The sequence below is a fragment of the Variovorax sp. GW821-FHT09A10 genome, from assembly GCF_059418385.1.
In genome coordinates this window covers 115,873-136,454 of record NZ_JBWKPT010000006.1, presented here as the reverse complement: position 1 = coordinate 136,454, position 20,582 = coordinate 115,873, and the positions used below count along the sequence as shown (strand labels likewise).

Genomic DNA, 20,582 nt, shown 5'->3' with positions numbered 1-20,582 from the left:
GAGGAGTCCCCATGAAGACCCAGCCCTCCGTTTCGCGCCGCTCACAAAAGCTGGCGCTTCTGGCACCGGCAGCGCTCACGGCCCTTACCCTGGCCTGCGGCGCCGTGTCAGCCAAGACGTTGGTGTACTGCTCCGAAGGAAGCCCGGAAAATTTCTATCCGGGCATGAACACCACCGGCACGTCGTTCGACGTGACCACGCAGGTCTACAACACCATCGTCGAGTTCGAGCGCGGCGGCACCAAGGTCATGCCGGGTCTGGCCGAAAAATGGGACATCTCGGCCGATGGCACCGTGTATACCTTCCACCTGCGCAAGGGCGTGAAGTGGCACACCACGAGCAAGAGCTTCAAGCCCACGCGCGACTTCAACGCCGACGACTTCATCTTCATGCTCGAGCGGCAGTGGAAGGAGAGCGACCCCTTCTTCAAGGTCACGAGCCAGAACCACTCCTACTTCAACGACATGGGCATGCCCAAGCTGCTGAAGTCGGTGGACCGCATCGACGACCACACGGTGAAGATCACGCTCAACCAGGCCGAGGCGCCGTTCCTGGCCAACCTGGCGATGCAGTACGCCGGCATCCAGTCGAAGGAATACGCCATCGCCATGCTGAAGGCCGGCACGCCCGAGAAGGTCGACCAGGACCCGGTCGGCACCGGCCCGTTCTACCTCGTGCAGTACCAGAAGGACGCGATCATCCGCTTCAAGGCCTTCCCGCAGTACTGGGGCGGCAAGGCCAAGATCGACGACCTCGTGTTCGCCATCACGCCCGATGCCTCGGTGCGCTGGGCCAAGCTGCAAAAGGGCGAGTGCCATGTCATGCCGTACCCGAACCCGGCCGACCTCGATGCGATCCGCAAGGACCCGAACGTGCAGGTGCTGGAGCAGCCGGGCCTGAACGTGGGCTACCTCTCGTACAACACGACGAAGAAGCCCTTCGACGACGTGCGCGTGCGCAAGGCCATCAACATGGCGATCAACAAGAAGGCCATCATCGACGGCGTGTACCTCACGACCGGCGTGGCCGCGAAGAACCCGATTCCGCCCACGCTGTGGTCCTACAACGATGCCGTGAAGGACGACCCGTACGACCCCGAGGCCGCCAAGAAGCTGCTGGCGCAGGCCGGCTTCCCCGACGGCTTCAGCACCGACCTGTGGGCCATGCCGGTGCAGCGCCCGTACAACCCGAACGCCAAGCGCATCGCCGAACTGATGCAGGCCGACCTGGCCAAGATCAACGTCAAGGCCGAGATCAAGAGTTTCGAATGGGGCGAGTACCGCAAGCGCCTGCAGGCCGGCGAGCACCAGATGGGCATGCTGGGCTGGACCGGCGACAACGGCGACCCGGACAACTTCATGTACACCCTGCTGGGCTGTGCCTCGGCCAAGTCGGCCAGCGGCAGCAACATCTCGAAGTTCTGCTACCAGCCGTATGAAGACCTCGTGGTGAAGGCCAAGAGCGCGACCAAGCAGTCGGAGCGCGACGCGCTCTACAAGAAGGCACAGGTCATCTTCAAGGAGCAGGCGCCGTGGTTCACCATCGCGCACGCGGTGCAGCTGAAGCCGGTGCGCAAGGAAGTCGTCGACTTCAAATTGAGTCCTTTCGGCCGCCACACCTTCTACGGCGTGGATATCAAGTAAACCATGGCCGCTGCGCCCATCGCCATCGTCGCGGCCATGCATGAGGAGCTGAGCGCGCTCCTCGCGCGCATGCCCGACGAGCAGCGCGTGCGCGTGGCCGGCCGCGACTTCTGGGTCGGCCACTTGCAGGGCCAGCCCGTGGTCGCAGTGCTGTCGCGCATCGGCAAGGTCGCGGCGGCGGTCACGGCCACGGTGCTGCTCGAGCGCTTCGGCGTGCGGGCGATCGTGTTCACGGGCGTGGCGGGCGGGCTGGCGCCGGGCGTGAATGTCGGCGACGTGGTCGTGGCGACCGAGCTGCTGCAGCACGACATGGACGCCTCGCCGATCTTTCCGAAGTACGAGGTGCCGCTGATGGGGCGTTCGCGTTTCGCGGCCGATGCGGCCATCGGCGATGCGCTGGCAGCGGTGGCCGAAGGCACGCTGCGCGATCCGGTGGGCCTGGTGGGGCAGAAGGCGGTCGATGAGTTCCATCTGCGGTCGCCGAAGGTGCATCGCGGTCTGCTGATCAGCGGCGACCGTTTCGTGTCGACCACCACGGAGTGCGGGGCCCTGCAGCGTTCGCTGCCCGACGCACTCGCCGTCGAGATGGAAGGCGCTGCGATGGCGCAGGCCTGCCACGACTACGGCGTGCCCTTCGCGGCGCTGCGGACCATCTCGGACCGCGCCGACGATGCCGCGCACGGCGACTTCACGCGCTTCGTGGCCGAGGTGGCGAGCCGCTACAGCCTTGCGCTCGTTGACGCCTGGCTCGCCTCCCTGCCGCGCGACGCGGCCTGAAGCACCCGCCTACGGCGCGAGCCGGCGCAGCTGCGGCAGGTCGCGCAGCAGCGGCGGGATCGACAGCGCCAGCAGCAGCGCGGCCAGTGGTACGACGCAAATGAAGCCCACGTGCTTGAAGCCCAGCGCGCCCACGGCGCCACCGAGCACGAACATGCCGACCAGCCCGCCGCAGCGGCGCAGCCGGCTGCGGTCGTGGCGCACCGGCAGCGGCGTGGACGGTGCGCGCCGGTTCCAGTAGAGCATCTTGCCCAGCTCGATCCCCACGTCGGTGATGTTGCCGGTCATGTGGGTGGTGCGCGTGCTGCCGCCCGAGGTCTTCGACGCCACGGCGTTCTGCAGGCCCATGATGAACGACAGCAGCAGCACCGTGAGCGGCACCGCGAACGGCGTGGCCCAGGTCAGCGTGATGGCGCCGGCGAGCCCGAACGGGAACATCAGCGCGGCCTCCAGCAGCAGCGGCAGCGCATACACGCCATGCAGCCGGTGCTGCCGCGCCCAATTCACCAACACCGCGCAGACCGCGGCACCGCTCACGAACGCCAGGATCGCGCCCAGCGCGTTCAGCAGCAGCGTGAGGTTGCCCAGCACCATACCGTCCGCCAGCTGCGAGGCGAAGCCGGTCATGTGCGAGGTGTACATGTGCAGCACGAGGAAGCCGCCCGCATTGATGGCGCCGGCGTTGAAGGCCAGCAGCAGTCCGAGCGCGGTGTTCGTCGACGGCGCGCGGTGGCGGTTGGTGAGGAAACGAAGTCTGCGCACGGGGCTCTCCAGGTCAGCTGCCTGCCGGCAGCCACTCTAGCACCCGCTGCGCGGCGTTACTTGAGCCAGCCGCGTCGGCGGAAGTACCACATCGGCACCAGCGCGCTCGCGGCCATCAGCGCGATGGCGTAGGGGTAGCCCATGGCCCAGTCGAGCTCGGGCATGAACTTGAAGTTCATGCCGTAGATGCTCGCGATCAGCGTGGGTGGCAGCAGCGCGACGCTGGCCACCGAGAAGATCTTGATGGTCTTGTTCTGGTTGATGTTGATGAAACCGACGGTCGCATCCATCAGGAAGTTGATCTTGTCGAACAGGAAGGCCGTGTGGTTGTCCAGCGATTCGATGTCGCGCAGGATCTGCCGCGCCTCTTCGAACTGCTCGGCGTTGAGCATCTTGCTGCGCATCATGAAGCTCACGGCGCGGCGCGTGTCCATCACGTTGCGGCGGATGCGGCCGTTCAAGTCTTCCTGGCGCGCGATGGCGCCGAGCACTTCGCCGGCCAGCTCGTCGCTGACGTTGCCCGACAGCACCTTCTTGCCCGCCACTTCGAGCTCGTCGTAGATGTTCTCCAGCGTGTCGGCCGAGTATTCGGCGTCGGCGTCGAAGAGCTTGAGCATCACTTCCTTGGCGTCTTCGATCAGCCCCGGCGCGCGGCGTGCGCGCATGCGCAGCAGGCGGAACACGGGCACGTCTTCGTCGTGGATCGAGAACAGCACGCCGCGGCTGCGCAGGTCGGTGTTGTGCTGGTTCAGGATGAAGGCGACGCGCACCGTGCGCGGGTCTTCGTCGTCGTCGATCAAGAAGTCGGAGCGGATGTGCAGCTCGCCGTTGTCTTCCTCGTAGAAGCGGGCCGACTCCTCGATGTCCTCGTCCATCGCGTCTTCGGGAATCGAGAGGCCGTAGTACTGCTTGATCCAGCGCTTTTCCTCGAGCGTGGGCGACTCGAGGTCGACCCAGATCGGCTGGAACTTGGAGAGCTCTTCGAGCGACTCGATCTCTTCCTGGACGAGGCGGCCGTTGGCGAGCGTAAAGATGTTGAGCATGGGCTCACTCCCGGGGATGACTGAACGATGGGCGAGGGAGGGGCGCTTTCAATTCCCGCAGACCCGGCGTCAGTACATCATGCGCGGCGTCGGATGGGAGTTGAAAGCTGCCGAGACGGGGCGGTTTCCATGGGGAGTCTCCGGTTGCAGCGAGGCGCGATTATGTCACCGGCCACTGGGGCACAAGGCGCGTGGACTGGACGGACATACAGTAAAGTCGTGCCCATGCAGACCCCTGCGTCCCCCGTTCTTTCCACCCCGCCGAAGACGCAAGCCGAGCGCCTGGCCGCGGCGCTCGCCGCGCTCAACGACGACCAGCGCGCGGCGGTCGAGCATGGCGTGGGCGCGGCGGTCGGCGCCGACCACCGGCCGCTGCTCGTGATCGCCGGTGCCGGCTCGGGCAAGACCAGCACGCTCGCGCACCGGGTGGCGCACCTGATTGCGGGCGGGGTCGATCCGCAGCGCCTGCTGCTGCTCACCTTCTCGCGCCGCGCCGCGCAGGAAATGGAGCGCCGCGCGGGCCAGGTGCTGGCGCGCGTGCTGGGCCTGAAGTCGGAGCGCCCGCCGGCGCTGCCGTGGGCCGGCACCTTCCACGGCATCGGCGCGCGGCTGCTGCGCGAGTACGCCGCGCAGATCGGGCTGGACGAGAACTTCACCATCCACGACCGCGGCGACGCCGAAGACCTGATGGGGTTGGTGCGGCACGAGCTGGGCCTGTCGTCCACGGTCAATCGTTTCCCGCGCAAGGGCACCTGCCTGTCGATCTACTCGCGTTGCGTGAACACGCGCGCGCCGCTGGCCGTTGTGCTGAAAGACAGCTTTCCCTGGTGCGCCGAGTGGGAGGCGCAGCTCAAGACGCTGTTCGGCGCCTACGTCGAGGCCAAGCAGCAGCAGAACGTGCTCGACTACGACGACCTCTTGCTCTACTGGGCCGAGATGGTCGCCGAGCCCGCGCTGGCCGCGCACGTCGGCGCGCGCTTCGACCATGTGCTGGTCGACGAGTACCAGGACACCAACCTGCTGCAGGCCGAGATCCTGCGTGCGATGAAGCCCGACGGGCGCGGCGTGACGGTGGTGGGCGACGACGCGCAGTCGATCTACTCGTTCCGCGGCGCCACGGTGCGCAACATCCTCGACTTTCCGTCGCAGTTCTCGCAAGAGGCGCGCATCGTCACGCTGGAGCGCAACTACCGCTCGACGCAGCCGATCCTCGACGTGTCGAACCGCGTCATCGCGCAGGCCGCCGAGCGGCATGCCAAGACGCTGTGGACCGACAAGCCCTCGGCCGGCAAGCCGGTGCTGGTGCTCGTGCCCGACGAGGCCGGGCAGGCGCGCTGGGTGGCCGACAAGATCCTGGCGCACCGCGAAGGCGGGCTGGCGCTGAAGTCGCAGGCGGTGCTGTTTCGCACCTCGTCGCACAGCGCGGCGCTCGAACTGGAGCTGGCGCGGCGCAACATCCCGTTCGTGAAGTTCGGCGGGCTCAAGTTCCTCGAGGCCTCGCATGTGAAGGACCTGCTCGCGGTGCTGCGTTTCGCGCAGAACCCGCGCGGGCGCATGGCGGGCTTCCGGGTCACGCAGCTCATTCCCGGCGTGGGCCCGGCCACCGGCACGCGCCTGCTCGACGCGATGGACCAGGCGGCCGACCCGGCCGCGGCCGTGCGGGACTTCGTGCCGCCGTCGGCCGCGCGCGAACAGTGGGCCGACTTCGCCCAGGCCTACGCCGCCTTGCGCGCGCCGTCGCTGCAGTGGCCGGCCGACGTCGAGGTGGCCATGCAGTGGTACCAGCCGCACCTGGAGCGGCTGTACGAAGACACCTCGGGCGTGCGACGCGCCGACGTCGAACAGCTGGCGCGGCTGGCGGCCGGCTATGGCTCGCGCGAGCGCTTTCTCACCGAGCTCACGCTCGACCCGCCCGAAGCCACGAGCGACCGGCCCGGCCCGCCCTCGCTCGACGAGGACTACCTGATCCTGTCGACCATCCATTCGGCCAAGGGGCAGGAGTGGAATTCGGTGCACGTCATCAACGTGGTCGACGGCTGCATGCCGGCCGACGTGGCGCAGGGCGCGCACGAGCTGGAAGAAGAACGGCGCCTGCTCTACGTGGCGATGACGCGGGCCCGCGACCACCTGCACCTGGTGATGCCGCAGCGCTTCCACATCACGCAGCAGGCGGCGCGTGGCGACCGGCACCTGTACGCCAACCGCACCCGCTTCATCACGGAGGCCGACCTGGCGGGCTTCGAGCTGCAGACCTGGCCACCGCCGCCGGTGCTGCCGCCCGCCGTGCCGCCGCCGGCCGCGGTGATCGACCTGCGCAACCGCATGCGCGCCGCCTGGCGCTGAACGGGCCGGCCCTTCGGGCGGGAGGGTCACTGCGCGCGGCGCGTGGAAACACTTGCTTCCAATGTGCCGCAAGGGCATGCCACTGCACGGGGGCAGCTATGGAATCAATAGCGGATTAGGGCATGCAATACACCGGCCCGTCACTCGGGCAAGCCCCGGTATTGCAATACCGTGACAGCTTGGGCATAGTGAATCCGACCGCCCCCTTTCTCACCTCTCTCTTCCTCTTCTCCCGTTCTCCCCCAAACCTGTTTCGCCGGCCACGCTTCATCCCGGAGCGCGGTCATTTCCCCAACCGTCAATTCTCAGGAGGTCATTCATGAATTTGACGATCAGCGGTCATCACCTCGACGTCACACCTGCCTTGCGCACCTACGTCACGAGCAAGCTGGACCGGATCACGCGACATTTCGACCAGGTGGTCGATGTCAAGGTGATCCTCACGGTGGAAAAGCAGAAGGAAAAGGAACGCCGCCAAAGGGCGGAGTGCAACATTCACGTCAAGGGCAATGACATGTTCGCGGAATCGAGCCACGCTGATCTGTACGCCGCGGTTGATGAGCTGGTCGACAAGCTCGACCGCCAGGTGGTCCGCCACAAGGATCGCCTGCAGGACCACCATCACGTGGCGCCCAAGCGCGTGATGTAAACGCCGGGCCCCGCGCCCCGCATCCCAGGCCGCCTTCGGGCGGCCTTTTGTTTGTCCGACCACATTGGTGGGGCTTTGCAAGGCCCCCAGAGGAAGCGACGCCTCTCGGCAACACATGTAGACGAAAGTAATTAGAGGGACTGGGGGTTTTTACCGATGAGGTGCATAATCGCCCCCGCTCTGACCCCACCATGAATCGCCTCGCGTCCATCCTGCCGCCCGCTCAAGTGCTCGTGAGCGTTGACGCCACCAGCAAGAAACGTGCTTTCGAAGAAGCCGGCTTGCTGTTCGAGAGCCTTCACGGCCTGGGCCGTGCCCTCATCACCGACAGCCTGTTCGCGCGCGAGCGCCTCGGCTCCACCGGTCTGGGCCATGGCGTCGCCATTCCCCATGGCCGCATCAAGGGCCTCAAGGCGCCGATGGCCGCGGTGTTCCAGCTGGCGAACCCCATCGGCTTCGACGCTCCCGACGAGCAGCCCGTGGCGCTGCTGATCTTCCTGCTGGTGCCCGAAGCGGCCACGCAGAAGCACCTCGAAATCCTGTCTGAAATTGCCGAGCTGCTGAGCGACGCCGGCCTGCGCGAGCAGATCAAGTCCAGCACCGACGCCGCCGCACTGCACGGCCTCATCGCCGGCTGGCAATCGACCCAGGTCGCCTGAGCGCACGCGCCGGGCCGGCCGCTGCTGATAAGCTGCGGCGACGCTTTTCTCTCCCTCCATCCTGACCAGAATGCCGGCGTCCCGCGCCGGCCGCCGCACGCATGAAGCCGACCGTCATCAGCGCCGATGCCATGTTCGAGGAGTTCCGCGGGTCGCTCCGCTGGGAATGGCTCGCGGGTCTGGGCGCCTCGGAGCGCCAGTTCGACCCCGACGTCATCAGCCGCGCACAGTCGGCCGCCGACCTGGTCGGCTACCTGAACTACATCCACCCGTACCGCGTGCAGATCCTCGGCGCGCGCGAGGTGGCCTACCTCACGCGCGGCAGCAAGGAAGACTGCGTGCGCCGCATCGGGCGCATCGTCACGCTGGAGCCGCCGATGCTGGTGCTGGCCGACGGCCAGGCCGCGCCCGACGAGCTGCTGTCGATCTGCGAGCGCGCCCAGCTGCCGCTGTTTGCCACGCGCGAATCGTCGGCCTTCGTGATCGACCTGCTGCGTGCCTACCTGTCCAAGCACTTCGCCGAGCGCACCTCGATGCACGGCGTGTTCATGGACATCCTGGGCATGGGCGTGATGATCACGGGCGAGTCGGGCCTGGGCAAGAGCGAGCTCGGCCTGGAGCTGATCTCGCGCGGCAACGGCCTCGTGGCCGACGACGCGGTCGACCTGTACCGCATCAACCAGAACACCATCGAGGGCCGCTGCCCCGACCTGCTGCTGAACCTGCTGGAGGTGCGCGGCATTGGCCTGCTGGACATCCGCGCGATCTTCGGCGAGACGGCGGTGCGTCGGAAGATGCGCCTGAAGCTCATCGTGCACCTCGTGCGGCGCGACAGCTTCGAGCGCGACTACGAGCGCATGCCCTCGGCGCCGCTCACGCAGGACGTGCTGGGCATTCCGGTGCGCAAGGTCATCATCCAGGTGGTGGCGGGGCGCAACATCGCCGTGCTGGTGGAAGCCGCGGTGCGCAATTCGATCCTGCAGCTGCGCGGCATCGACACCTATGCCGATTTCGTGGCGCGCCACCACAAGGCGATGGAGAGCGGGCGCGATCCGGACTGAGCAAAGAAAAAAGCCCTTCAAAGTGAAGGGCCGCTTTCTGCTTCAGCAGGTCTTCAGCGTCAGCGCTTCTTGACGCAATCGCCGCACAGACCGTACAGCGACATGGCGTGGTCCTGCAGGATCCAGCCCTTGTCCTTGGCAATCATCTGCTGGCGGCGTTCGATCTCGGCGTCGTAGAACTCCTCGACCTTGCCGCACGAGGTGCAGATCAGGTGGTCGTGGTGCGTGCCTTCGTTCAGTTCGTAGACCGCCTTGCCGCTTTCGAAGTGGCTGCGCTCCAGGATGCCGGCCTGCTCGAACTGCGTCAGCACGCGGTACACGGTGGCCAGGCCGATGTCGGAGTGTTCGTTGAGCAGCACGCGGAAGACGTCTTCCGCGGTCATGTGCCGCTGGCTGCCGGTCTGGAAGATCTCGAGGATCTTCAGCCGCGGCAAGGTGGCCTTGAGGCCGGTGTTCTTGAGTTCGTCGATGTTGGCCATGATGGTTCCTGCGCCCTGGGCTGAGGCCGGGCCTTCAGGCTCGACCGCTACAATGTTCGATCATATCGCTACCCCCTCTTCTCCCATGCCTGCCATCCTCCAACGCCGGCCCTGGTTGCTGGTTGCTGCCATTGCGGCGACGCTCGCCCTCGGTGCCTGCAGCGGTTTCAGCGAACGCACGCGTGGCGCGCTGTCTGCCGTCACCCCCTACAAAGTCGAAGTGGTGCAAGGCAATTTCGTGTCGAAGGAACAGGTCGCGGCACTCAAGCCCGGCATGTCGCGCCAACAGGTGCGCGAGATCCTCGGCACCTCGCTGCTGAACGACGTCTTCCACGCCAACCGCTGGGACTACGTCTTCACGATCCGCCGCCAGGGCGTCGATCCGCAGGAGCGCCGCCTGACCGTGTTCTTCAACGGCGAACTCATGGACCGCTTCGAGGGCGACGAAATGCCCAGCGAAGAAGAATTCGTCGCCACGCTCGACACCCGCCGCAAGAGCGGCAAGGTGCCGCAGCTCGAGGCCACCGAAGACGAGCTCAAGAAATTCGCGCCCAAAGCCGACAAGAAAGCCGACACCACCGGCACCCCGGCAGCCCCCATGCCCGCGCTGCCGGCCGCCTACCCCCCGCTCGAAGCCGCGCGCTGAGCGTGCGCGGCAGGGCTCCGGCGGCGGCCACCCCTCCTGCGGGCGGTGCCCGCCGGGCCGGTGGGGTGGCTTTCGTCGGTGTCCATGGCCCCCGTAGGGACTTTTCAACGACCGAATCCCCGTGACTGAACCGACCACCACCCCCACTTCCGATTCTTCCTCCTCCGCTCCCGCGCTGCGCCGGGTGGCGATCGCCGGCGCTTCCGGCCGCATGGGCCACATGCTCATCGAAGCCGTGCGCAACGCGCCCGACTGCCGCCTGGCCGGCGCGCTCGACATCGCCGGCAGCGCCGCCCTCGGCGCCGATGCCGCGGCCTTCCTGGGCTTCACCAGCGGCGTGCCCATCGTGGCCGACCTGCGTACCGGCCTGCAGGACGCCCAGGTGATGATCGACTTCACCCGCCCCGAAGGCACGATGGCGCACCTGGCCGTGTGCCGCGAGCTGGGCGTGCAGGCCGTGATCGGCACCACCGGCTTCAGCGATGCGCAGAAGGCCGAGATCGCCGAGATCGCGAAAGACGTCGCCATCATGATGGCGCCCAACATGAGCGTGGGCGTCAACGTCACGCTCAAGCTGCTCGACATGGCCGCCCGCGCGATGGCCACCGGCTACGACATCGAGATCGTCGAGGCCCACCACCGCTTCAAGGTCGACGCACCCTCGGGCACCGCGCTCAAGATGGGCGAAGTGATCGCCGACGCGCTGGGCCGCGACCTCAAGGACTGCGCCGTCTACGGCCGCGAAGGCATCACGGGCGAGCGCGACCCGTCGACCATCGGCTTCGCCACCATCCGCGGCGGCGACATCGTGGGCGACCACACCGTGCTGTTCGCTGGCATCGGCGAGCGCATCGAGATCTCCCACAAGTCGTCCAGCCGCGTGACCTACGCGCAGGGCGCGCTGCGTGCGGTGCGCTTCCTGAGCGGCCAGCGCAACGGCCTGTTCGACATGTTCGACGTGCTGGGTCTGCGCTAAGCACGCGGACCACAACCAAGGACGCGAATGAGCGTGCTCGAACTGCTGACCCACGGTGACGGCGTCAGCCGTTCGGTGGCCGCGCTGCTGCTCGCGATGTCGATCGCCAGCTGGGTCGTGATCCTCTGGAAAGCCTGGCTGCTGCGTGGCGGCACGCGCGACGTGCTGCGCAGCATCGCCGCCTTCTGGCAGTCGGCCACCCTGGCCGAGGCTGAGCAGAAGCTGCAGGCCTTCGACCGCGCCGAACTCGTGCGCCCCGCCGTGGCCGCATTGCGCCAGGCCGCCACCGAAGCGCCTAGCGACACGCTGGGTGCCACGGTCGACCGCAACCAGCGCCTCACGCGCGTGCTGCGCGGCGCGCTGCACGGCGCGCTGCGGCGCCTGCAGGCCGGGCAGATCCTGCTGGCCACCGTGGGCGCCACCGCGCCCTTCGTCGGCCTGCTCGGCACCGTCTGGGGCATCTATGGCGCCCTGGCGGGCATCGCGGGCCAGGCCGGCGGCTTCACCATCGACAAGGTGGCCGGGCCGGTCGGCGAGGCGCTCGTCATGACGGCCTTCGGCCTCGCCGTCGCCATTCCGGCCGTGCTGGCCTACAACGTGTTCGGCCGCGTCGTGGGCCGTGTCGAGGCCGAGCTCGAAGGCTTCGCGCACGACCTGCTCGGCAGCTTCGGCGAAGCGCCGGCACCCGCCGCACCGCCGCCCGCGCGGGCGATGCCTGTTTAACGCGCAACGCACACCATGGCCTTCGGACGCACCTCACTGGGCAGCAGCGCCGCAGGCGGCGGGCGGGCCATGGGCGCGGGCGGGCAACGTCCGCTGTCCGACATCAACGTCACGCCGCTGATCGACGTGATGCTGGTGCTGCTGGTGATCTTCATCATCACCGCGCCGCTGATGGCGAGCTCGATCAAGCTCGACCTGCCGCAGACCGACGCGGGTCAGCCCAACGACACGCCGAAGTTCGTGAGCCTGTCGGTCGATGCCTCGGGCAAGGTCTTCCTGAACGACAAGCCTGTGACCGACGACGAGCTGACCGCCCAGCTCGAAAAGGCCGCCGCCGACAGCAAGGACACCGAGGTGCAATTGCGCGCCGACCAGACCGTGCCCTACGGCAAGGTGGTGGCGCTGATGGGGATTGCGAACAAGGCGGGGTTGAGTCGCATCGGGTTCGTGACCGAGGCCGAAGCGGCCCCCGCCAAACCGCGCTGAGTGGTTTTGCTCCTTCCCCCGCTGGGGGAAGGTTGGGATGGGGGCACAGCGGCCTCCGATTCACCGCAGTGCTTCATTGAGAGCCGTCGTGCCCCCACCCCAACCCTCCCCCGGAAGGGGAGGAAGAAATACCGAAAGTCCGGCTCAGCTCAGCACAACCGGCTTCGTGTGCCAGATTTCATGCGCGTACTCCGCGATCGTCCGGTCCGACGAGAACGCCCCCATCCCCGCCACGTTGAGGATCGCCATGCGCGTCCACGCCTCCGCATCGCGGTACAGCGCATCGACCTCGGCCTGCTTCGCGACATAGCTCGCGTAGTCGGCCAGCAGCAGGTAGTGGTCGCCCCAGTTCACGAGCGCGTCGTAGATACCCTGGTAGCGCGCCGGCTCGCCCGGCGAGAAGGCGCCGTCGCGCAGGGCGTCGAGCACGCGTTTCAGTTCGGCGTTCTCCTCGTAGATCTCGCGCGGCTGGTAGCCGCGGGCGCGGATGTCGGCCACCTCGGGCGTGGTGTGGCCGAAGATGAAGATGTTCTCGGGGCCGACGTTCTCGCGCATCTCGACATTGGCGCCATCGAGCGTGCCGATGGTGAGCGCGCCATTGAGCGCGAACTTCATGTTGCCGGTGCCTGACGCTTCCGTGCCCGCGGTGGAGATCTGCTCCGACAGGTCGGCCGCCGGCATGATGATCTCGGCCAGGCTCACGCTGTAGTTCGGCAGGAACACCACCTTCAGCAGCTTGCCCACGCGCGCATCGGCGTTCACGGTGGCCGCCACGTCGTTGATGAGGCGGATCACCTGTTTGGCCATCGCATAGGCCGAGGCCGCCTTGCCCGCGAACACGACCACGCGCGGCACGATGTCGAGCGGCGTGCCGCTGGCCTGCGCATCGAGGATGCGGTGATACCGCGCGATCACGTGCAGCACGTTGAGCAGCTGCCGCTTGTACTCGTGGATGCGCTTGACCTGCACGTCGAACATCGCGTTGGTGTCCAGGTCGAGCTTCAGGTGCTCGCCGACCCAGTTGGCCAGCCGCAGCTTGTTCTCGCGCTTGGCATGGCGAAAGGCGCGCACGAAGGCGGGCTGCGCGACCATCGGGCGCAGCGCTTCGAGCTGCGACAGGTCGCGCCGCCAGCCCTTGCCGATGCGCTGGTCGAGCAGCGCGGCCAGCGGCGGGTTGGCCTGCGCGAGCCAGCGGCGCGGCGTGACGCCGTTGGTCTTGTTGTTGAAGCGTTCGGGAAAGATCTTGGCAAAGTCGGCAAAGATCGACTGCTTCATCAGCTCCGAGTGCAGCCCCGACACGCCGTTCACCGAATGGCTCGCGAGCACCGCCACGTAGGCCATGCGCACGCGGCGCTCGCCGGTCTCGTCGATCAGCGAGAGGCGGCGCACCAGCTCGACGTCCTGGCCGTGCGTCTGCGTCACGGCGGCCAGGAACTTCGCGTTGATGTCGTACAGGATCTGCAGGTGGCGCGGCAGGATGCGGCCCAGCATCTCGACCGGCCAGGTTTCCAGGGCCTCGTGCATCAGCGTGTGGTTGGTGTAGCTGAACACCTTCTGCGTGTGCGCCCAGGCCACGTCCCACGCCAGGCCGTGCTCGTCGAGCAGCAGGCGCATGAGCTCGGGCACGGCCAGCACCGGGTGCGTGTCGTTCAGGTGGATGCTGACTTTTTCCGACAGCTGGTCGAAGCTCGTGTGGTTGCGCAGGTAGCGGCGCAGCAGGTCCTGCACGCTGGCGCTGCAGAAGAAGTACTCCTGGTGCAGCCGCAGCTCGCGGCCCGAGGGCGTGGAGTCGTCGGGGTAGAGCACCCGCGAGACGTTCTCGGAGTGGTTCTTGCTCTCCACCGCCGCCATGTAGTTGCCGCGGTTGAAGGCCGACAGGTCGATCTCCTCGGTGGCGCGCGCCGACCACAGCCGCAAGGTGTTGGTGGCCTGCGTGCCGTAGCCGGGAATGATGGTGTCGTAGGCCACGGCGAGCACGTCGTGCGTGTCGACCCAGTCGGCCGCGCCGTAGGGCGCGTTCTTGCCTTCGCGCTTTTGCACATGGCCGCCGAAGCGCACGCGGTAGTTCACCTCGGGCCGCTGGAACTCCCACGGGTTGCCGCGCGTGAGCCAGTAGTCGGGCGTTTCGACCTGCTGGCCGTCGACGATGCGCTGGCGGAACATGCCGTACTCGTAGCGGATGCCGTAGCCCATGCCGGGCACGCCGAGTGTGGCCATCGAATCGAGGAAGCAGGCCGCGAGCCGGCCCAGGCCGCCGTTGCCGAGCGCCGCATCGGGCTCGCGCTCGGCCAGCGCCGCCATGTCGACGCCGAAGTCGGCCAGCGCCTCGCGCACGGTGCCGTACAGGTCGACGGCGAGCAGCGCGTTGGTAAAAGTGCGGCCGATGAGGAACTCCATCGAGAGGTAATACACGCGCTTGAGGTCCTGCGCGTAGTTGGCGCGCGTGGTCGTCATCCAGCGCTCGACGAGCTGGTCGCGCACGGCCAGCGCGGTGGCGTGCAGCCAGTCGTCGGGGCTGGCGGCCACGGGGTCCTTGCCGACGGCGTAGATCAGCTTGTTGGCCACCGCGCGCTTGAAGGCGGCAACGTCGCGGTCGGGGTGGTCGTAGGCGAAGTCCTTGATCGTCATGGGGGCGTTCCCGGAGTGGGTGGTGGGGTGTGGGGCGGGGGCTTCAGGCCAGCGCCCGTTGGTACACATCGATGTACTGCGCCGCTGCCGTGCCCCAGTCGGCCGGGCGCCGCATGGCGTTGCCGCGCACGCGGCGCCAGTCGGGGGCGCGCTCGTACAGCGCGAAGGCGCGGCGCAGGGCGCGGTCGTAGTCGGCGTCCTCGAAGCGGTCGAACACGAAGCCGGTGGCGGCGCCGCTGGCCATGTCTTCCAGCGTGCAGTCGACGACGGTGTCGGCCAGCCCGCCGACGCGGCGCACCAGCGGCAGGCTGCCGTACTTCAGGCCGTACATCTGCGTGAGGCCGCAGGGCTCGAACAGCGAAGGCACGATCGTCACGTCGCCCGCGCCGAAGAGCTGGTGCGCCAGCGTCTCGTCGTAGCCGATGGTGACGCTCACCGAGGCGGGCGCCGCCGCCGCGCGCTGGCGGAAGGCCTCTTCGAGCCAGCCTTCGCCGCTGCCCAGCAGCGCCAGCTGGCCGCCCTGCGCCAGCAGCGTGTCGAGGCCGCCGAGCACGAGGTGCAGGCCCTTCTGCTCGGTGAGCCGGCTCACCACGATGAACAGCGGCGCGTCGGGGCGCTCGGCCAGCCCCAGCTGGCGCTGCAGCACCGACTTGCAGCGCGCCTTGCCGGCCATGTGGCGGCCTTCGGGCGCCTGGTAGCCCTGCACCAGCGCGGCGTCGGTGGACGGATTCCAGACCTGGTCGTCGACCGCGTTGAGGATGCCGCTGAGCACGTTGCTGCGCTGGCGCAGCAGGCCGTCGAGGCCGCAGCCCTGCTCGGGTGTCTGGATCTCGAGCGCGTAGGTCGGACTCACGGTGGTGAGCTGGTCGGCGAAGTAGAGGCCGCCCTTCATGAAGGAGATCTGGCCGTGGTACTCCAGCCCGTTCATGTGGAAGGCCGGCGCCGGCAGGCCGAGTTCGGCGAAGTGCCAGGGCGCGAACACGCCCTGGTAGGCCAGGTTGTGCACCGTGAACACGCTGCCCGTGCGCGGGCCGCCCGCGCGCCGTGCGAAGGCCAGGTAGGCGGGCGCGAGCGCCGCGTGCCAGTCGTGCGCGTGCACGATGTCGGGCCGCCAGCCGGGGTCGAGCCCCTGCGCGAGCTGCGCCGCCGCCCAGCCCAGCAGCGCGAAGCGCCGGTGGTTGTCGCTGTAAGGCTGGCGCGTCGTGTCTTCGTAGGGGTTGCCGGGCCGGTCGTAGAGCGCGGGCGCGTCGATCACGTAGGTGGGAATCGGCGGCGCGCCGGCGATGGCGACGTGCCCGGCACGCAGGCCGAAGCGCTCGCCCCAGGGCGCGGTGAACTCGGCCACCGGCACCAGGTCGCGCACGCCGGCCACGATGGCGGGAAAGCCCGGCAGCAGCGCGCGCGCCTCCTGCCCCGCGGCCATGAGCGCCAGGGGCAGGGCGCCGGCGATGTCCGCCAGGCCGCCGGTCTTCAGGAGGGGAAACAGCTCGGCGCTGACCTGGAGGATGCGCATGGTGTGGATCAGGAAGCGGCCGTGGGAACAGGGTCGGGCGCCAGCCGGCGCAGCATTTCGCGCGTGACCAGCACCACGCCCGTTTCCGTGCGCTCGAAGCGCGCGGCATCGGCCTCGGCGTCTTCGCCGATGACCGTGTCGTCGGGGATCACGCAGCCGCGGTCGATCACCACGCGGTTCAGCCGGCAGCCGCGGCCCACTTCCACGTCGGGCAGCAGCACGGCCTCGTTGATCTCGCAGAAGGAGTGGATGCGCACGCCCGAGAACAGCACCGCGCTGCTGATCTTCGAGCCCGAAACGATGCAGCCGCCCGAGACGATGGTGTTGACCGTCATGCCGTGCTTGCCCTCGCGGTCGAGCACGAACTTGGCCGGCGGCAGCTGCCGCTGGTAGGTCCAGATGGGCCAGTCCGTGTCATAGATGTCGAGCTCCGGGGTGATCGAGGCCAGGTCGAGGTTGGCTGCCCAGAATGCATCAATCGTGCCCACGTCGCGCCAGTAGGCCTTGGCGTCGGGCCCGCGCGAGGCGCGCGTGACGCAGGACATGCTGAACGGATGCGCCAGCGCGCGGCCCTCGGCCACGGCGCGCGGGATGATGTCCTTGCCGAAGTCGTGGCTCGAGTCGGGGTTGGCGTTGTCTTCCTCGAGCAGCCGGTACAGGTAGGCCGAGTCGAAGATGTAGATGCCCATGCTGGCCAGCGCCAGGTCGGGGTGGCCGGGCATGGCGGGCGGATCGGCCGGCTTCTCCAGGAAGCTGGTGATCTGCCGGCCGTCGTCCACTGCCATCACGCCGAAGGCCGTGGCCTCGTGGCGCGGCACCTCGATGCAGCCGACCGTGCAGCCCAGGCCGCGCTCGGCGTGGTCCTTGAGCATGATGGAGTAGTCCATCTTGTAGATGTGGTCGCCGGCCAGCACCACCACGTAGTCGTGCGGCGTGGAGCGGGTGCTGATGATGTCCAGGTTCTGGTACACCGCGTCGGCCGTGCCGCGGTACCAGTGCTCGTCGCCCATGCGCTGCTGCGCGGGCAGCACGTCGACCATCTCGTTGAGCTCGGCGCGCAGGAAGCTCCAGCCGCGCTGCAGGTGGCGCATGAGCGAGTGCGACTTGTACTGCGTGACCACCGCCATGCGCCGGATGCCGGAGTTCAGGCAGTTGGACAGCGCGAAGTCGATGATGCGGAACTTGCCGCCGAAGTACACGGCCGGCTTGGCGCGCCGGTCGGTGAGCTGCTTGAGGCGGGAGCCCCGGCCGCCGGCCAGCACCAGCGCGATGGTGCGGCGGACCAGTTGATGGGCCTGCAGGGGCGCCTGCGGGGCTTGTGCGCCCTGGGTGTTGAGCTTGTCCATCTGTGTCTCCGTTCGTTCGCTTGTTGAGTTCGTCGTCGTCAGAGTGTCCGCACCGAGTCTGGCACTGCGCCGTGGGCTTGGCTCCTACGTTCTTGCAAGCCAGAGGCTCGAAACCGGCACCTGCGCCGTGCGGCCCAGCGGGCGGGGCGCGGCGCGCAGGTCGTCGGGGTCTTCGGCATCGGTGGCCAGGCAGCAGCGCCAGTCGCCCTGCGGCAACGTGAAGGCGACGGGGCTCGGGCCCGCATTCACCAGCACCAGCCAGGCGCCTTCGGCATGTCCGAACAGGATCGCAAGTGCCGTGCCCGCGTGCCAGTCGGCCGGCGCCATCGGTTGGCCGTCGGGGCGCAGCCAGCGCAGGCCTGGTGAGGCGTCGACCGGCGGTTCGGCCGGCCACCAATGCGCGCTGCGCAGCGTCGGCGCCTCGCGCCGCAGGGCGGTGAGCCGCGCGACGAACGCAGTCAGCCGGGCGCGTTCGCTGGACGGGTCAGACAGGCCGATCCAGCCGAGCCAGGTGGTCTCGTTGTCCTGGCAGTAGGCGTTGTTGTTGCCGCCCTGGCTGTGGCCGAGTTCGTCGCCGGCCAGCAGCATCGGTGTGCCCTGGGACAGCAGCAGCGTGGCGAGCAGCGTGCGTTGCAGGCGCGCGCGCATCGTGCGCACGGCGGGGTCGTCGCTCGGGCCTTCGACGCCGCAGTGGGTGCTCAGGTTGTGCGCATGGCCGTCGCGGTTGTCTTCGCCGTTGGCGAGGTTGTGGCGCTGTTCGTAGCTCACGAGGTCGCGCAGCGTGAAGCCGTCGTGCGCGGTGATGAAGTTGACGCTTGCCGTCGGTGCCCGGCCATCGTGCGCGAAGCTCGCGCTGGACGCGGTGAAGCGGTGCGCGAAGTCGCCCAGGCCGGCGGCGCCCTCGCGCCCCTGGCGCAGCCAGAAGCCGCGTTGCGTGTCGCGAAAGCGGTCGTTCCATTCGAGCCAGCCGGGCGGGAACTCGCCGAGCCGGTAGCCGCCGGGGCCGAGGTCCCAGGGCTCGGCGATGCGCAGCGTGCGCGACAGCAACGGGTCTTGCGCCATCGCCGCGAAGAAGGGCGCGCGAACCTCGAAGCCGCGCTGCGCGTCGCGGCCGAGCACTGGGGCGAGGTCGAAGCGGAAGCCGTCGACGCCCATCTCGCAGGCCCAGAAGCGCAGGCTGTCCATCACGAGCTGCAGCACGCGCGGCTCGCCGAGGTTCAGGCAGTTGCCGGTGCCGGCCCAGTTCTCGTACAGGGCGCGGTCGTCGGGGCGCAGGTGGTAGTACAGGGCGTTGTCGATGCCGCGCAGCGAGAGCGTGGGGCCGAGCTCGTCGCTTTCGGCGCTGTGGTTGTAGACCACGTCGATCACCAGCTCCATGCCGCGCGCATGCACCGCATCGGCCATGGCGCGGAACTCGCTGGCGGGCGTGGTGCCGGGGCGGCCGCTCCAGAAGCGCGCCTCGGGGGCGAACCAGCCGATGGTGTTGTAGCCCCAGTGGTTGGTCAGGCCCTTGGCGAGCAGGCGCTGTTCGTCGGCACGGTGCTGCACGGGCATGAGGCTGAGGGTGGTGATGCCCAGGCGTTGCAGGTGGTCGAGGAGGGCGGGTTCTGCGAGTCCTGCGTAGGTGCCTCTTAGCGGTTCGGGAACGCCGGGGTGCTGGTGGGTGAGGCTGCGGATGTGGAGTTCGTAGAGGACGCGGTCTGTGGGAGGAATGTGGGCGCGGCCTGTTGTTTGGGGTGCGTTGCTGGGTGCTGTGACGCGGGCCTTGAGGGCGATGGGGGCGTTGTCTCTGTGGTCGCGTTGGGTCGGGTCTGTGGGGGCGTGGCCTAGGAAGAGATCGCTGCCGTTGTAGTGGCCGAGGATTTCTCGGGCGTAGGGGTCGAGGAGGAGCTTGGCGGGGTTGAAGCGTTTTCCCTCATGGGGTGCCCACGGGCCGTGGACTCGGTAGCCGTAGATCAGGCCGGCTCTTGCGTTGGGAAGCAGGCCGTGCCAGATGCCGTCTGTGCAATCTGGGAGCGGTAGGCGCTGTTGTTCGCTCTTGCCTGTGCTGTCGAAGAGGCAGAGTTCTACTTTGCTGGCTGTTGGCGCTGCGATGGCGAAGTTGACGCCTTGCTGTGACGGGGTTGCGCCTAAGGGGAGGGGGGTGCCTGGGCTCAGCATGTTGCTTGTGCTCCTGGGCGTTTGCTTCCCGAGGCCGGGACTCGCCCCGGCAGGCGACCTACTTTTCTTTGCTTCGCCAAAGAAAAGTAGGCAAAAGAAAGGCGACCCCACTGTCTGCGACCCTCCGCTTCGCTACGGGCAACCTGCGGTGCTCGCGTTTCGCGGGGTCTCGCAGAACTCGCTTCGCTCAAACAGCTGCGAGCCCTGATCCGCGAAACGCTGCGCTCCTCGGCGCAGCCAGAGGGGCTTGGATACCGGGCGGGCCGTCGCTTCGCTCGGCCCGGGAGTTGCCAACAGCCAAATCCTGTGTCCGTGCTCGTGTTGGTGCTCGTGCACGTAGGCACGTCTGCACTCGCGCGCGCGCCTCCGTTCAAGTTCCAACCAACGTCGCGACCAGTCTCAGCCGCAGCAGGCGCGAAGCGCCTGCTGCGGCCCACTGGCCGAGCGAAGCGATGGCCCGCTGGTATCCCAATCCCTTCTGTATGCGCCGAGGAGCGCAGCGTTTCGCGGATCAGGGCTCGCCCTTGTTTGAGCGAAGCGAGTTTGGGCGAGACCCCGCGAAATGCGAGCACCGCAGGTTGCCCGCAGCGAAGCGGAGGGACGCAGACAGCAGGGTCGCCTTTCTTTTGCCTACGTTTCTTTGGCGAAGCAAAGAAAAGTAGGTCGCCTGCCGGGGCGAGACCCGGCC

General features: G+C 68.0%; 17 protein-coding genes. 10 read left to right on the top strand and 7 right to left on the bottom strand.

The window, feature by feature from the left end; all coding sequences use genetic code 11:
* Positions 1–11: 11 nt before the first annotated feature.
* Both AC07Q9_RS22330 and AC07Q9_RS22325 read left to right on the top strand, forming a co-directional pair.
* A complete protein-coding gene (locus tag AC07Q9_RS22330) occupies positions 12–1,643 on the top strand; it encodes an ABC transporter substrate-binding protein (RefSeq protein WP_489060062.1) in 1,632 nt (543 codons plus the stop codon).
* A gap of 3 nt (positions 1,644–1,646) precedes the next feature.
* Positions 1,647–2,420: a 5'-methylthioadenosine/adenosylhomocysteine nucleosidase gene (locus AC07Q9_RS22325; protein WP_495311826.1), complete on the top strand. Its 774-nt coding sequence runs from the start codon at positions 1,647–1,649 to the stop codon at positions 2,418–2,420.
* A gap of 9 nt (positions 2,421–2,429) precedes the next feature.
* On the opposite strand, the gene AC07Q9_RS22320 is transcribed toward AC07Q9_RS22325, so the two are convergent.
* Positions 2,430–3,182 (bottom strand): YoaK family protein, encoded by a 753-nt coding sequence (locus tag AC07Q9_RS22320; protein WP_159273585.1) that lies wholly within the window; start codon positions 3,180–3,182, stop codon positions 2,430–2,432.
* A gap of 56 nt (positions 3,183–3,238) precedes the next feature.
* Positions 3,239–4,225, bottom strand: a complete 987-nt coding sequence (gene corA, locus AC07Q9_RS22315) for a magnesium/cobalt transporter CorA (protein WP_056584267.1) — start codon at positions 4,223–4,225, stop codon at positions 3,239–3,241.
* Positions 4,226–4,450: 225 nt separating this feature from the next.
* Between corA and AC07Q9_RS22310 the strand changes: the two genes are divergently transcribed.
* The 4 genes from AC07Q9_RS22310 to hprK all read left to right on the top strand — a co-directional run bounded on the left by AC07Q9_RS22310 (position 4,451) and on the right by hprK (position 8,937).
* Positions 4,451–6,568, top strand: coding sequence for an ATP-dependent helicase (locus AC07Q9_RS22310; RefSeq protein WP_495311825.1), 2,118 nt, complete (start codon positions 4,451–4,453; stop codon positions 6,566–6,568).
* 319 nt (positions 6,569–6,887) lie between these two features.
* Positions 6,888–7,217: a ribosome hibernation-promoting factor, HPF/YfiA family gene (hpf, locus tag AC07Q9_RS22305; protein WP_013538898.1), complete on the top strand. Its 330-nt coding sequence runs from the start codon at positions 6,888–6,890 to the stop codon at positions 7,215–7,217.
* A 191-nt stretch (positions 7,218–7,408) separates the two neighbouring features.
* Positions 7,409–7,876, top strand: coding sequence for a PTS sugar transporter subunit IIA (locus AC07Q9_RS22300; RefSeq protein WP_042581318.1), 468 nt, complete (start codon positions 7,409–7,411; stop codon positions 7,874–7,876).
* Positions 7,877–7,977: 101 nt separating this feature from the next.
* A complete protein-coding gene (gene hprK / locus AC07Q9_RS22295) occupies positions 7,978–8,937 on the top strand; it encodes an HPr(Ser) kinase/phosphatase (RefSeq protein WP_062481041.1) in 960 nt (319 codons plus the stop codon).
* Positions 8,938–8,996: 59 nt separating this feature from the next.
* Here hprK and fur read toward each other — a convergent pair whose 3' ends face one another.
* Complete coding sequence (fur, locus tag AC07Q9_RS22290) at positions 8,997–9,416, bottom strand: ferric iron uptake transcriptional regulator (protein WP_056584276.1); 420 nt, start codon at positions 9,414–9,416, stop codon at positions 8,997–8,999.
* Positions 9,417–9,501: 85 nt separating this feature from the next.
* Here fur and AC07Q9_RS22285 point away from each other — a divergent pair, with 85 nt between their 5' ends.
* The 4 genes from AC07Q9_RS22285 (at position 9,502) to AC07Q9_RS22270 (ending at position 12,247) form a co-directional block, all read left to right on the top strand.
* Positions 9,502–10,062, top strand: coding sequence for an outer membrane protein assembly factor BamE (locus tag AC07Q9_RS22285; RefSeq protein WP_354345456.1), 561 nt, complete (start codon positions 9,502–9,504; stop codon positions 10,060–10,062).
* Positions 10,063–10,237: 175 nt separating this feature from the next.
* On the top strand, positions 10,238–11,038 hold the full coding sequence (dapB, locus tag AC07Q9_RS22280; protein WP_301179184.1) for a 4-hydroxy-tetrahydrodipicolinate reductase: 801 nt from the start codon (positions 10,238–10,240) through the stop codon (positions 11,036–11,038).
* A gap of 27 nt (positions 11,039–11,065) precedes the next feature.
* Entirely contained in the window at positions 11,066–11,761 is a 696-nt protein-coding gene (locus tag AC07Q9_RS22275) for a MotA/TolQ/ExbB proton channel family protein (protein ID WP_495311824.1), read from the top strand.
* Positions 11,762–11,776: 15 nt separating this feature from the next.
* Entirely contained in the window at positions 11,777–12,247 is a 471-nt protein-coding gene (locus AC07Q9_RS22270; RefSeq protein WP_495311823.1) for an ExbD/TolR family protein, read from the top strand.
* A 144-nt stretch (positions 12,248–12,391) separates the two neighbouring features.
* On the opposite strand, the gene AC07Q9_RS22265 is transcribed toward AC07Q9_RS22270, so the two are convergent.
* The 4 genes from AC07Q9_RS22265 to glgX form a co-directional block, all read right to left on the bottom strand.
* Complete coding sequence (locus tag AC07Q9_RS22265) at positions 12,392–14,875, bottom strand: glycogen/starch/alpha-glucan phosphorylase (protein WP_495311822.1); 2,484 nt, start codon at positions 14,873–14,875, stop codon at positions 12,392–12,394.
* A gap of 43 nt (positions 14,876–14,918) precedes the next feature.
* Entirely contained in the window at positions 14,919–16,388 is a 1,470-nt protein-coding gene (glgA, locus tag AC07Q9_RS22260) for a glycogen synthase GlgA (protein WP_495311821.1), read from the bottom strand.
* An 8-nt stretch (positions 16,389–16,396) separates the two neighbouring features.
* The gene (gene glgC, locus AC07Q9_RS22255) at positions 16,397–17,734 is read right to left on the bottom strand and encodes a glucose-1-phosphate adenylyltransferase (RefSeq protein ID WP_495311820.1); all 1,338 of its coding nucleotides are present in this window, start codon (positions 17,732–17,734) and stop codon (positions 16,397–16,399) included.
* Positions 17,735–17,818: 84 nt separating this feature from the next.
* Positions 17,819–19,894: a glycogen debranching protein GlgX gene (glgX, locus tag AC07Q9_RS22250; RefSeq protein ID WP_495311819.1), complete on the bottom strand. Its 2,076-nt coding sequence runs from the start codon at positions 19,892–19,894 to the stop codon at positions 17,819–17,821.
* Positions 19,895–20,582 lie beyond the last annotated feature (688 nt).